14 protein-coding genes are annotated in these 12,020 nt (G+C 40.5%); 5 read left to right on the forward strand and 9 right to left on the reverse strand.

Translation table 11 applies throughout. From position 1 onward, the window contains the following. Positions 1-29 precede the first annotated feature (29 nt). The 5 genes from FR932_RS13170 to FR932_RS13190 form a co-directional block, all read right to left on the reverse strand. Positions 30-539, reverse strand: coding sequence for a GNAT family N-acetyltransferase (locus tag FR932_RS13170; protein WP_019439573.1), 510 nt, complete (start codon positions 537-539; stop codon positions 30-32). 61 nt (positions 540-600) lie between these two features. Beyond that, positions 601-921 carry an AzlD domain-containing protein gene (locus FR932_RS13175; RefSeq protein ID WP_019439574.1) on the reverse strand — a complete coding sequence of 107 codons (321 nt, stop codon included), beginning with the start codon at positions 919-921 and terminating at the stop codon, positions 601-603. Then, entirely contained in the window at positions 914-1,642 is a 729-nt protein-coding gene (locus FR932_RS13180; protein WP_019439575.1) for an AzlC family ABC transporter permease, read from the reverse strand. Before FR932_RS13180 ends, FR932_RS13175 begins: the two co-directional genes overlap by 8 nt. 44 nt (positions 1,643-1,686) lie before the next feature. Next, the gene (locus FR932_RS13185; RefSeq protein ID WP_019439576.1) at positions 1,687-2,532 is read right to left on the reverse strand and encodes an AraC family transcriptional regulator; all 846 of its coding nucleotides are present in this window, start codon (positions 2,530-2,532) and stop codon (positions 1,687-1,689) included. An 84-nt stretch (positions 2,533-2,616) separates the two neighbouring features. Beyond that, positions 2,617-3,495, reverse strand: coding sequence for a LysR family transcriptional regulator (locus tag FR932_RS13190; protein ID WP_019439577.1), 879 nt, complete (start codon positions 3,493-3,495; stop codon positions 2,617-2,619). A gap of 186 nt (positions 3,496-3,681) precedes the next feature. On the opposite strand from FR932_RS13190, the gene FR932_RS13195 reads away from it, so the two are divergent. Together FR932_RS13195 and FR932_RS13200 are read left to right on the forward strand one after the other, a co-directional pair. Continuing rightward, on the forward strand, positions 3,682-4,899 hold the full coding sequence (locus FR932_RS13195; protein ID WP_019439578.1) for an MFS transporter: 1,218 nt from the start codon (positions 3,682-3,684) through the stop codon (positions 4,897-4,899). A gap of 132 nt (positions 4,900-5,031) precedes the next feature. Next, entirely contained in the window at positions 5,032-6,009 is a 978-nt protein-coding gene (locus FR932_RS13200) for a zinc-dependent alcohol dehydrogenase family protein (protein ID WP_019439579.1), read from the forward strand. Positions 6,010-6,173: 164 nt separating this feature from the next. Here FR932_RS13200 and FR932_RS13205 read toward each other — a convergent pair whose 3' ends face one another. Together FR932_RS13205 and FR932_RS13210 are read right to left on the reverse strand one after the other, a co-directional pair. Beyond that, positions 6,174-6,782: a LysE family translocator gene (locus FR932_RS13205; protein WP_019439580.1), complete on the reverse strand. Its 609-nt coding sequence runs from the start codon at positions 6,780-6,782 to the stop codon at positions 6,174-6,176. A 116-nt stretch (positions 6,783-6,898) separates the two neighbouring features. Beyond that, a complete protein-coding gene (locus FR932_RS13210; RefSeq protein WP_240532336.1) occupies positions 6,899-7,843 on the reverse strand; it encodes a LysR family transcriptional regulator in 945 nt (314 codons plus the stop codon). Positions 7,844-8,022: 179 nt separating this feature from the next. Here FR932_RS13210 and FR932_RS13215 point away from each other — a divergent pair, with 179 nt between their 5' ends. Beyond that, entirely contained in the window at positions 8,023-8,622 is a 600-nt protein-coding gene (locus FR932_RS13215) for a peptide-methionine (S)-S-oxide reductase (protein ID WP_019439582.1), read from the forward strand. Between the two features lie 46 nt (positions 8,623-8,668). After that, on the forward strand, positions 8,669-9,232 hold the full coding sequence (locus FR932_RS13220; RefSeq protein ID WP_019439583.1) for a YceI family protein: 564 nt from the start codon (positions 8,669-8,671) through the stop codon (positions 9,230-9,232). Positions 9,233-9,274: 42 nt separating this feature from the next. On the opposite strand, the gene FR932_RS13225 is transcribed toward FR932_RS13220, so the two are convergent. Beyond that, positions 9,275-9,961: an AraC family transcriptional regulator gene (locus FR932_RS13225; protein ID WP_019439584.1), complete on the reverse strand. Its 687-nt coding sequence runs from the start codon at positions 9,959-9,961 to the stop codon at positions 9,275-9,277. 220 nt (positions 9,962-10,181) lie between these two features. On the opposite strand from FR932_RS13225, the gene FR932_RS13230 reads away from it, so the two are divergent. After that, positions 10,182-11,390 carry a CynX/NimT family MFS transporter gene (locus tag FR932_RS13230; protein WP_019439585.1) on the forward strand — a complete coding sequence of 403 codons (1,209 nt, stop codon included), beginning with the start codon at positions 10,182-10,184 and terminating at the stop codon, positions 11,388-11,390. Positions 11,391-11,413: 23 nt separating this feature from the next. Here FR932_RS13230 and FR932_RS13235 read toward each other — a convergent pair whose 3' ends face one another. Next, positions 11,414-11,980, reverse strand: a complete 567-nt coding sequence (locus FR932_RS13235) for a DNA-3-methyladenine glycosylase I (RefSeq protein WP_019439586.1) — start codon at positions 11,978-11,980, stop codon at positions 11,414-11,416. Positions 11,981-12,020: the final 40 nt, after the last annotated feature.

Below are 12,020 nucleotides of genomic sequence, written 5' to 3' on the forward strand. Positions count from 1 at the left end.
TGAATGCCTTTAACTCATTAATCGAGTCATCAGGTATTCAGCTTATAAATCCGGTCCGCGTATAATACCCCACCGATACAATAAGCATCCGCGATCACCTCGTGTAACTTAAAGCCGCACTTAGCCAATACCTTTTCTGAATCAACATTCCCCTCTGTCACAATACCTTGAAATGCCGAGATCAAATGTACCCGCGTTGCCCAAGCGATAACGCCCTGTAATGATTCAGTCGCATAGCCCAGGCCAAAATATTCCGGTAATAACAGATAACCCACTTCTGCAGATCGACCATCATAATCAAAACCCGTGATTCCTACCGCCTGATTAGTCTCACGATCAGTGATAACCAAACACAGCCAAGCACCAGACGTCACCGACCAGCGTGGTAAACGTGAAGCAAATCTAGCGCGAACATCCTCAACACAAGGTTGATCAAAACATTTTTCGATGACACAGGGCTCTGTATTTAAACGTAAAAATAGCGGCCAATCAGACTCGGTAATTTGACGCATCGTTAAACGCTCTGTGGTTATTAACATATCCTTACCTCTACTACATATTTGTAATCCTATAATATATAAAACATTTAAGGCGATATATCTATAAGATAATCCTAAAAATTACAAAAGCAGACATTCCCAGAAATACCACAGCTAAAGTATTTTTCATTTTCAAACTTAATAACACGGTAAATAAACCTGCATACAAGAAAGGGCTATTGAAAAATGCGACATCACTAGCGGTATGCCCCAGGAATACAATCGGCATCCACATTGCAGTTAATACCGCAGGAGCGGTAAAACTTAAAACACGCTTAATTTTCGGATTTAATTCAAATGAAATAGTTCGCGATAAAAACAAATAGCGACATGAAAAAGTAATACATGTCATCACAGCTAAAACCAACCAAAAATTATCCATTATCATACTCCTTCATCGGATTTAAATAGCCCGCTAACATCCCACAAAAAGTAGCCACTATCAACGCATAGTCAGGTATGTAAATTGAGAATAATAAGACGCTAAAACCACTCACGACGGCAGAAATCAATATTGAAACATCTTTAATGGTGGGAATAACGATGGCAATAAAAGTCGCCGCTATCGCAAACTCTAACCCCATATGTTCTAGGTTTGGTATGTATTGACCCGCAACAATACCAGCGAAAGTGGATAAATTCCAAATGACATAAAACGTAATTCCCGCACTTAACGCATATAACGCAGAGAAAACCCTATGCTTCTCAATGTAAGCACAAGTGACAGCAAACATTTCATCCGTTAGGAAAAATGCAATACAAATTCGAGATAAAAAAGAACGCTGCCGAACATGTTCTCTGAACACCGCTGAATATAAAAGGTGGCGCGAACTGATCACAAACGTAGATGAAAAAATAGATGAAATTGCACCCGTTGCGCCCATTATCGTAATGCTAGCAAGTTGTGCTGCCCCAGCAAAAACCAATAGCGACATCAGTTGAGCCTGAATAGCGGTGAGTCCAATTTTAATTGCTAATGAACCGCACAAAATCCCCCACGGTACAGTCGCCAATGCTAACGGCATAATATCGATTACCGCACTACTCATTGTTCTCACATCGTTTGTTCTTGAGCTAGCAACAACATCAGTTCCATTTAACATAAATAAACCCCTTCAAAATTTAGAAGTAGCTTAGAATGAAAAAACTATATCATCTTGTACAAAACTGCTTGTTTTTGAAATTTACTCGGTGATGTTCCCATCGATCTTTTAAAATGGCGATTAAAGTGACTCTGATCATGAAAACCACAATCTATAGCAACTTCAACTGGTTTAATACCTAACATTAATAATGCTTTAGCTTTCTTTAGTCGAACTTGAATCTGGTAACTGTGGGGAGCCATATGAAACTGTTTTTTAAATTGACGGATAAAATGAAATTGACTTAACCCAGCCATCGTAGATAGCGTTACCAGTGATACATCTTCTTGAGGATATGCATCAAGATACTCTTTAACTAATAACAGCCTCTGCTTACTGCCAGAAAGATCACAAGGTATATCTCTTGTTGATGAATGACGCAGGGTCATATTCATCATGATGCTATACAAAATTGTCTCAATGAGTAATTTCGAAGCATGACTATCGATTTGAGCAAAGAGTAATCTTAGTTGTTCTGATAATTGAGGATCTTTGATCACCGCATTACTAAAATAAGGCGCATGTAATTTACCATCATAGAGATCATGAGTAATGCTCTCAAAATGTGAGGGATGCGGATACATAGCGCGATAACGCCAACCTCCCAGTGTCGCAGACTCGCCAGTATGAACATCATCAGCATTCACTAGAATCATCGAGTCTTCATCCGCTATATGTGTATTGCCACTGCGATAAAAACGTTGTGCCCCTTTATCAATCACACCTATTGTATAACCTTCATGGACATGTTTTGAAAATGTCTGTTCTTGATAATCAGCATCGACAATTTCTAATCCGTTAAAAGCATCTACAATTTTAAATTCAGCTTTCTCTTTGCTTATTTTAGGCATCTTGCTTCTTATCGTATTGGAGCATTATTTAATAGTACAATATTGCTCATTTATTTGAAGCAATATTAGCTCAAAGCCATTTTACTATTTATTCACTTGCGCCAAGGTAAACTCAACAAAGCGCCTGTTAGCGAGAGACAAATAACCATCTTTACGCCATGCTAGCGCCAGATCCAAATAGATAGGCGGATCAAACGGGATCCCCATTACATCTGCTTCTTGATCTGTGACTAACTCTAACAGTGCAGTAATAGCAAATTCATTCTTGACGATATTCAAGATCATCGTGATCAGGTTGGTTTCAAAAGAGTAGTTCACTGTCATATTATTGGCTTCGCACAAACCATCAATAACTTCACGATGAAAATAACCGGCTTTAAACATCACTAATTCATGGGTAAAAAAATTAGCATAAGTCACCGATTTGGCACCTGCTAAGGCATGATTTTTACCCACAGCGGCGACCATTTGTGGACGTACAAAACGTTGGACTTGTAAACTATCCGGCAGATGATCATCGACGATCACGCCTAAATCTAACTCACCCGAAAGTAGCTTTTCTTTAATGGTTTGGGTGCCACCTTCCATAATGCTCAATTTTAAATTTGGGTATTTAAATTTAAAAGCCATGAGTATTTCAGGAAAGAAATACGACCCCATCATGCCAGGAATACCAATACTGACTTCGCCTTGTTCTAAACCACGTAAATCATTTAACGCCGTTTCAGCATCATGGATACGAGCAAGAATATCCTTGCTGTGAACTAGCAGTACTTCACCTTCTTTGGTGACAACGACGCCCTTACTGCTACGGATCAATAGCGGCATACCAAGCTGCTCTTCAAATTTACGCATGGCAATACTCAGCGCTGATTGGGCGATACCCAGATGCTCGGCCGCCTTGGTATAACTGCCCTGTGTAACAATAGTGGCAAAATAATGTAGTATTTTAGAATTAAGCATAACTAAAATAGATACCTTCCATGATATTTATATATTTTTCATATTAGCATTACTCCTCTACTCTATAAGCATTATTAGTACCGCGTGAGCTCAATAAAGATGATCATGCTATTACCCTCATTAATACCTTAGTTATTACCTTAGTTATTACCTTAGTTAATACCTTAGCATCAGCTGGATGGATAAATGATTGCACTGCATTCGCAAGATTATAAAAAAGTCACACTAGGACTTGGGCTCGGTTCATTTCTGGTGTTTTGCAATTTATATTATTTCCAACCATTACTGCCCTATTTCATGGTTAAGTTTAACGCCACTGAATTACAAGTTAATTGGTTATTCTCTAGCACGACTTTAGCCGTCGCAGTATCACTATTACCTTGGGCAATCTTGTCTGAAGTGATAGGCCGCCGCCCCATCATGCGTTGCAGTTTAGTGCTTATTCCCTGTATCAATTTTTTGATGTTTATCAGTCCAGACTTACAAACCTTAATTATATTGCGGGCGTTACTCGGTGTCGCACTGGCAGGGTTCATTGCTGTCGCTGTAGCTTATATGGCTGAAGAATTGGCACCTGCGGCACTGATTATCGCGGTTGGAGGTTATATTAGCGCCAACACGCTAGGCGGTATTATTGGCCGTATATATGGCGGGGTAATGACAGATGCAATCGGACTACAATGGACCATTCTTGCAATGTCGATACTCAGTGTTATCGCGCTGCTGATCATCTTCCCGTTGATATTAAAACAACGTCACTTTGTCGCCCAACAAGGACGCCTATCTCATCACGGCAAACAACTGCTTAAGCATATCAACACACCAACACTATTTTTTGCCATGTTGATTGGTGGGCTGAACTTTTCGGTATTCATTAATATATTTTCAGTGATGGGATTTAAGCTATCTGCAGCGCCTATTTCCTTACCTGCCAGTTTATTATCATTGGTGTTCTTGTGTTACCTCAGTGGCACTTTATCCGCCAAATTAAGCGGTCGTTGGATGTACAACCATTCCTTATTCAGCGGCTTATTACTCGGTATCGGTATTAGTCTGCTTGGGCTGATGATCTTATCAGCGCAAACAATGCTAACCATCATTATTGGTTTACTGGTATTAAGCGCAGGGGCATTCTTTATTCATGCACTTGCTTACAGCCACATTGGCCGCAGTGCCACACAAGGTAAATCAACGGCAACCGCGCTATACCTGGTGATGTATTATTCTGGCGGTAGTGTCGGTGGCTTTATTCTTATTTATTGCTGGCAAGTCGGTGGATGGTGGATGGTATTAGGCGCAACGTCTATCATACAAACTTTGATGGTCGCCTTGGTCTTTGCATTAAGGCATGTGTCTAACCGCTCACCGATGAAATCCGCTAAAAAGTTAGTGCCTTGTAAATAATAACACACCTAACCTTTGCCTAAAAAGCAAAGGTAGTTTGCTTGCTGGGTAATTGTTGGTTGACTGTACAAAACATAGAATAGCTCCATCTTGTTAAGCAAGTCCCAATAATTACATCAAAAGGCAGTAACCATGAAAGCAATGATCATTAAAGAAATCGGTGCAAGCGACGTTTTTCAATTAGTAGAAAAAGCAAAACCAACATTAAAATCAGGTCACATGGTTGTTGAAGTTAAAGCAACAAGTGTTAACCCACTCGATACTATGCTGCGTTCAATTGAACTACCTTGGTCTGCTAACTTACCTGAAGTATTACACGGTGATGTTGCTGGTATCGTTGTTGAAGTAAGTGAAGACGTTGCAAGCTTCAATGTTGGCGACGAAGTTTACGGCATGGCAGGCGGTATTAATGGCGTTGACGGTGCACTAGCAGAATTCATGTTAGTTGATGCCCGTCTAATGGCATTAAAGCCTAAAACACTAACCATGAAACAAGCGGCGGCATTACCACTGGTTGCTATCACATCATATGAAGCACTCGTACATAAAATGAATGTGCAAGCTGGTGACAATGTACTTATTCATGGCGCTACAGGTGGCGTTGGTCACATCGCAGTACAACTTGCAAAAGTACTTGGCGCAACAGTAACGTCAACGCACTCTCCAGCGAATGCTGAACTAGCGAAAACACTGGGTGCAGATAACTTAGTTGATTTCACTACGGCAACAGTAGCTGACTATGTGCAAGCGCACACTGGCGGTAGTGGTTTTGATAAGATCTTTGATACAGTGGCTGGCGATAATATTCAAAAATCATTTGAAGCAGCGAAATATAACGGTCACGTAGCTACAATTCTACCGATTGAAAATGTATTACAAGTGGCACTTAAAAGCTTGTCATTCCACAGTGTATTAATGTTGATCCCGTTATGTCACGGCATTAACCACGAATCACACGGCCGTATCTTAACTGAAATTGCAACGCTTGTTGATGCAGGTAAGATCACGCCAATCATTGACGACAGTAACTTCTCTATCTGGGAAGTAGCACAAGCACACGATCACCTAGGGTCAGGCAAAGCAGTAGGTAAGATCACGTTAACAGCGTAATCGTACACTCTGTTTAAATCGTAATCCCTGAATACTAAAAAAGCACCACAACGACTGTGATCTACTCGTCAGTTGTGGTGCTTTTATTTTCTATATTTCTATATTTCTATATTTCTATATTTCTATATTTCTATATTTCTATATTTCTATATTTCTATAAAAGTCTAGATCGCGACTCGTGCGGCAACGGCCAGTAATACCACGCCCGTTACTTTATCAATCTTGTGCACATTATTCTTTAATTTAGCTAATAACGACGACTGTGATAACACCACCGCAATCAAGCAATACCACAAAGTATCAAACGTAAATACCGTGCCAACCATGATCAGGTTTTGTAACCACCCCGCATCTGCTTCAACAAATTGACCAAATACAGCTAAAAAGAAAATGGCTAATTTAGGATTCAAAAATGCAATCATAAAACCTTCAACGATACTGTCTTTGAAGGTCACCACTTGTTGTTGCTGATCAACATTATCCACCGCAGGTTTTGAGGTTAACGCTTTATAAGCCAAACGTAATAACATCGCTACACCAGCATATTTAATCACATTGAATAACCACGGCGTTTGCTGGATCACGATGGCCAAACCAACCACTGTTAACGTCGCATACACACCAACACCAACACCGTGGGCAATACTCGCCGCGACACCGTTAACTCGCCCACCCGAGATCGTATGTTTTAATACCACTGCCAAACTTGGACCTGGAGTCATCGCACCCATCATACAAATCAGCGCCAAAGACATCCATGCAGTTAATTCCATACTCAACCTCTACTGTTATTTATTATTTATAAGTTGTTAATTGTTAATTCAGCTCAATACGTTTATCTGTTGTCATAATAAGCCAGCTTAAGCATGAGAGGAAGTTGCATTTAATACTAACAATCATGAAGTAATTTCATACCTAGTGTTTTAGTTCTCTCAAGATGATTTTTTAAAAATGGATAGCACAACTCTCTAAACCAAGTATGTTCTGGATCTTGATGATGTTTAGCATGCCACAACAAGTAATACTGCTGTGGTTGTAACTTGATCGGCAGCGCCATGATCCGCAGATCGTGGGTTTGCGCAAAATCAGCAGCAATATGTAACGGGGTTGTCAGCAAGGTATCGGTCTTTAATAACAATTCGATCGCCGACTGAAAAAACGGTACCGATGCAAAAATCTTACGTTGTTCGCCAAATCCTGATAACGCTAGATCCACCGGGCTATCTTTATCGCCACCACCGCTGATCAGTAAGTGCTTGGCATTAATATATTCCTTAATTGAGAGCGCATCAGCCTGACACAAAGGATGCTGGCGGCGGCAAACTACGATCAATTGATCTTCACCAAGACTTTTACCGTGTAAGTTTTCCGGTACATGATCAGTGATAGTACTAACGAGATCCAACGGCATGTCTGCGAGTTCTGTTAACTTATCTTTATGCCAAAGCTGATATTCTACACTGGCATCTTTCCCATCGACAGCTAACTCACAACATATCGATGGCAAGATCGCTTGCGCAACATAATCACTTGAGGCCAAGGTAAACTGGCGTTGGCAAAGGCTGGGATCCATCACACTGGGCAAATATAAATTATCCAAGGTTTGCATTAATAACGGTAACTGCGCTTTTAATTCCTCACCCTTACGCGTTAATACAAATTGATTTCCCTCTCGGATTACTATCTTGTCATGAAACGCAGCGCGAATTTGTGTGAGTGTTTTACTGATTGCCGACTGCGTGACATTAAGCTGTCGCGCAGACTCGGTCAAATTACGAGTTTGTAATATTGAAATTAACGCCGGTAATAATTTATAGTTATTCAAAGGACACACACCATGCAAGATCATCAACTCGCTATCATAACGTGAATAATGTTTTAGCGTTATTTAAAAATAATTAACGAAATCACGTGATTCCATATTTATATAAGCCATAATTAAATCAATTTAACAGATGCAGCAGTACTCAATTCAATATCAGGTACAGCTAAAAATTAATACAGGGACGTATAATGGCGAATGCAGCAACAAACAGTACCAGTAATCATAAACGACAGCATAAAGGCAAAAAAATTGGCTTAAGTGGTAGCTGCTATTGGTGTACCGAAGCGATCTTTTTATCACTCCATGGGGTAACTAAAGTAGAACAAGGTTGGCTATCTTCGTTTGCTGACGATGATTGGTTTACCGAAGGTATTATCGTGAGTTATATCCCTGACGTGATCAGTTTGAAAAATTTAATCGCCATTCATTTACATACTCACAGCTGCACCAAAGTACACTCTATGCGGGACAAATACCGCAGTGCTGTTTATGCTATGGAACCTTATCAAGTCACCGAAATAAAACATAATTTAGCCTTACTACAAAATGAATTTGAACTACCTCTCATTACCCGAGCCTATAAATTCAACCAATTTAAACCGTCAGACGAAAGCATGCAAAATTATTACTACAGCGACCCACAGCGGCCATTTTGTGAAAATATCATCTCGCCAAAGTTAACAAAACTACTTGATAGCCATACTGGTTTAGTCAATAAAGAAAAATTACCCGCACATATAATAACAAGTGTTAATCATAAATGTGATAAAGACGTGATAAGCTCGTGAACAATATAAGCTATATTTAAAACAACGTTAATTAAGGAAAATAAACATGAAAAAGACACTTCTTTTATCACTGGCTTTATTGTCATTTCAATCATTCGCTACAGAAAAATTCAACCTGACCACCGATTTTTCATCGATCAGCTTTGCGACGATTAAAAAACAATATGTTGTTGAACCTGCAACGATTAGTGGACTAACAGGCAGCTTAGATGAGCAAGGTAGATTTGCCGTTATCGCACCAATCAAAAACATAGACACGGGTGTATCCATCCGTAATGAACGTCTTAATTCATTGTTCTTTGATTCGTCTGAAAACCCAGTCATTATGGTTAGCGGACAGTTTGATTTAAGCGCACTAACCCAACCGGTTTCAAAAATGACAGTGCCTGCAGAAGTGTCTTTCTATGGCCATAAAAAAACATTTAACTTTCCCGTTATTATCACTAAAACTGCCGACGCGATTATCGTCAATTCGTATAAGTCAGTTATCGTTAAAGCCGGTGATTTTTCGATCCCCGCAGCAAATCTAACTAAGTTAGCTGCGACCGTTGGTGGCCTTGCGCTATCAGACACAGTGCCAGTAAATATCAACTTAGTTTTTAATAAATAGCGAAACATCACCGTAATAATCGCAACAGCTAGTTTAAATTATTTAAATTGGCTGTTTCATGTATTGCTTTGGCGGTTTCCCTAAGGTCTTTTTAAAGAAAGTAATAAACGCACTCACCGATTCATACCCTAAATCTTCGGATATACGTTGCACCGACTCATTTGATGACAATTTTTGCAATGCCATCACCAAATGAAGTTGCCCACGCCAACGCCCAAATGTCATGCCGACTTCTTGCTTTACTAAGCGGGAGAATGTCCTTTCGCTCATAGCATACAGCGCCGCCCACTCCCCGACGGTTTTCCGGTCTGCAGGATCCACTAATAACTGATTAGCAATCTGATTAAGCCTCGGTTCTGCCGGTATCGGAAAATCAAAATGTTCTTTAGGCATGCAAATAAGCTCATCAATTAATACTTGCGCTAACCGCACCGTATTTACATCCGCACCGTAATGCTGATCTTTACTCGCCAAACTAATAATTAACTCACGTAATAATGGCGAAATAGACAAGGTACAGATTTTATCAGGGATCCCCACCACTTCAGGATCGACAAATAACATGCATACATCATCACTGATAGAAATATGATTACTGTGTGGTACTTGGCTTGGGATCCAAACGGCACAATTTGCAGGTACCATCCAGATTGCATCGGCAATTGAACAGCGTACAAAACCGGTAAGGGGCATCACTAACTGACATTTAACATGTTGATGGACTGGCATTTCATAAGCTCTTTCCAGACCCGATGTTCGCAGTGCATTGACACTTTCGGTATATCTGTCCGAATCGAAACCTATTTTATACTGAGGTAGTTGCATAGTGGCCTAATTGCATAGTGAGGTAGTTTCACAATGGCTGTTTTTAGCAATAAATTGTCAATATACATAAATTCAGATTGATTGGGAATGGGTAATATAAGACATCGCTTAAGAGGACTTAGTCATGACACAAAATAACAAACCGAATATTGCTCACCCAATCCTGCTGATTATCAGTATTTTACTCATCGCCAGTAACTTACGTGGCCCCATTACCGGTATAGGGCCAATCTTAGATTTTATCTCTAACAACCTCAATTTATCAGCGACACAAGCCGGTATGCTAACCACATTACCCCTGCTCGCTTTTGCCATATTCTCACCTATATCGTCAGCATTAGCCCGACGAATAGGACTTGAACCATCACTTATGATTGCCCTTATTGCCATCACTAGCGGTATCCTTCTGCGTTCAACAGGCTCAAGCCTCACCTTGTACCTAGGCACGTGTGTTATCGGCATCGGTATTGCGATTGGTAATGTATTGCTACCGAGTTTATTAAAGCGCGACTTTCCGAATCAAGGTCCGACGTTAACCGCGATTTATGTGCTGACCATGGGCGTAGGTGCAACACTCAGTGCCAGCACCACCATACCCATGCTGAACGTCGCTAATAACCTAAATGTCACTTTTATCCCCAACTGGGCATTTGCACTGGCGGGTACTATTATCTTGCCAATTATCACTATGTTAATTTGGTTACCACAGCTAAGTAACCACACCAAACCAGCCGTCGATACGCCAAATATTGATAGTCACAGCTATATGTGGCGCAACAAAGCCGCGTGGCAGGTGTCTGGATTCTTAGCCTTCAATTCATTTATCATGTATGCCTTCATTGCCTGGTTGCCTAGTATTTTGGTCAGCTATGGTTATTCAGAACACGATGCAGGTTACATCCACGGCGTTTTACAATTGGCATCAGCAGCACCTGCGGTTATTTTGATCCCATTAATGGCGAAAGTAAAAGACAAGCGCACCTTAGGTTTAGCGATGACAATATTAGCTTTCATTGGTATCACAGGTTTATTGATGCTGCATCAATACGCGGTAATTTGGGTCACATTACTCGGCTTTAGCTGTGGTGGTGGTTTTATTCTTGGGCTCTCTTTTGTCGGCCTACGTACTCACAACGCCCATCAAGCCGCCTCATTATCAGGTATGGCACAATGTATCGGTTATTTATTTGCCGCAACCAGCCCTATTATTTTTGGTTCACTGCATGAAGCAACAAACAGCTGGGATATGGCATTAATACTCGCAGCCGCGACAAGTCTTATCTGGGTTAGTTTAGCGATGTTTGCCGGGAAGTCTGAATTAATTAATAAGTAAGTAATCAATAATAGCTAAATCAATTAAATCGGTATTTGTTGATGACGGAAGCAGTCGGTGGTGTGATCGTTAACCATACCGGTTGCTTGCATAAAGGCATAACAAATCGTCGGCCCGACAAAGTTAAAGCCACGTTTTTTTAAATCCTTACTCATCGCTTCTGAGATGTCTGTTTTAGCCGGCGTAGCAGCCAGTGAAGGCAAGTAATTTTGTAAAGTAACCCCGTTAACAAAACCCCAGATATACGTATCAAAAGAACCAAACTCGGCTTGAATATTTAAAAAACCTTGGGCATTTTTGATCACAGAGCGAATTTTCAGCTTATTACGCACTATGCCTTCATTTTCAAGTAAGCGGTTAACATCATCCTCGCTGTAATTAGCAATGAGCTTATAATCGAATTGGTGTAAGGCAGCACGGTAATTTTCACGCTTTCTTAATATCGTGATCCAACTGAGTCCTGCTTGCGCGCCTTCTAAGATTAAAAATTCAAATAAACGTTGCTCGTCATGAACTGGGACGCCCCACTCTTCATCGTGATAGCGTACGTACAGCGGATCGTCTCCGCACCAAGTGCATCTCTGTTTCATTACATATCCAGCCTTTCTCACATTAACAACCCGTAGTTTC

This window comes from Moritella marina ATCC 15381 (genome assembly GCF_008931805.1).
Classification (GTDB): domain Bacteria; phylum Pseudomonadota; class Gammaproteobacteria; order Enterobacterales; family Moritellaceae; genus Moritella; species Moritella marina.

Excerpts from the sequence above, each read along its gene's own strand:
- FR932_RS13235 (WP_019439586.1), bottom strand. The coding sequence starts at position 11,980 with ATGAAACAGAGATGCACTTGGTGCGGAGACGATCCGCTGTACGTACGC.
- FR932_RS13205 (WP_019439580.1), bottom strand. The coding sequence starts at position 6,782 with ATGGAATTAACTGCATGGATGTCTTTGGCGCTGATTTGTATGATGGGT.
- FR932_RS13220 (WP_019439583.1), top strand. The coding sequence starts at position 8,669 with ATGAAAAAGACACTTCTTTTATCACTGGCTTTATTGTCATTTCAATCA.
- FR932_RS13190 (WP_019439577.1), bottom strand. The coding sequence starts at position 3,495 with ATGCTTAATTCTAAAATACTACATTATTTTGCCACTATTGTTACACAG.
- FR932_RS13230 (WP_019439585.1), top strand. The coding sequence starts at position 10,182 with ATGACACAAAATAACAAACCGAATATTGCTCACCCAATCCTGCTGATT.
- FR932_RS13215 (WP_019439582.1), top strand. The coding sequence starts at position 8,023 with ATGGCGAATGCAGCAACAAACAGTACCAGTAATCATAAACGACAGCAT.
- FR932_RS13185 (WP_019439576.1), bottom strand. The coding sequence starts at position 2,532 with ATGCCTAAAATAAGCAAAGAGAAAGCTGAATTTAAAATTGTAGATGCT.
- FR932_RS13195 (WP_019439578.1), top strand. The coding sequence starts at position 3,682 with ATGATTGCACTGCATTCGCAAGATTATAAAAAAGTCACACTAGGACTT.
- FR932_RS13170 (WP_019439573.1), bottom strand. The coding sequence starts at position 539 with ATGTTAATAACCACAGAGCGTTTAACGATGCGTCAAATTACCGAGTCT.
- FR932_RS13180 (WP_019439575.1), bottom strand. The coding sequence starts at position 1,642 with ATGTTAAATGGAACTGATGTTGTTGCTAGCTCAAGAACAAACGATGTG.
- FR932_RS13175 (WP_019439574.1), bottom strand. The coding sequence starts at position 921 with ATGGATAATTTTTGGTTGGTTTTAGCTGTGATGACATGTATTACTTTT.
- FR932_RS13200 (WP_019439579.1), top strand. The coding sequence starts at position 5,032 with ATGAAAGCAATGATCATTAAAGAAATCGGTGCAAGCGACGTTTTTCAA.
- FR932_RS13225 (WP_019439584.1), bottom strand. The coding sequence starts at position 9,961 with ATGCCAGTCCATCAACATGTTAAATGTCAGTTAGTGATGCCCCTTACC.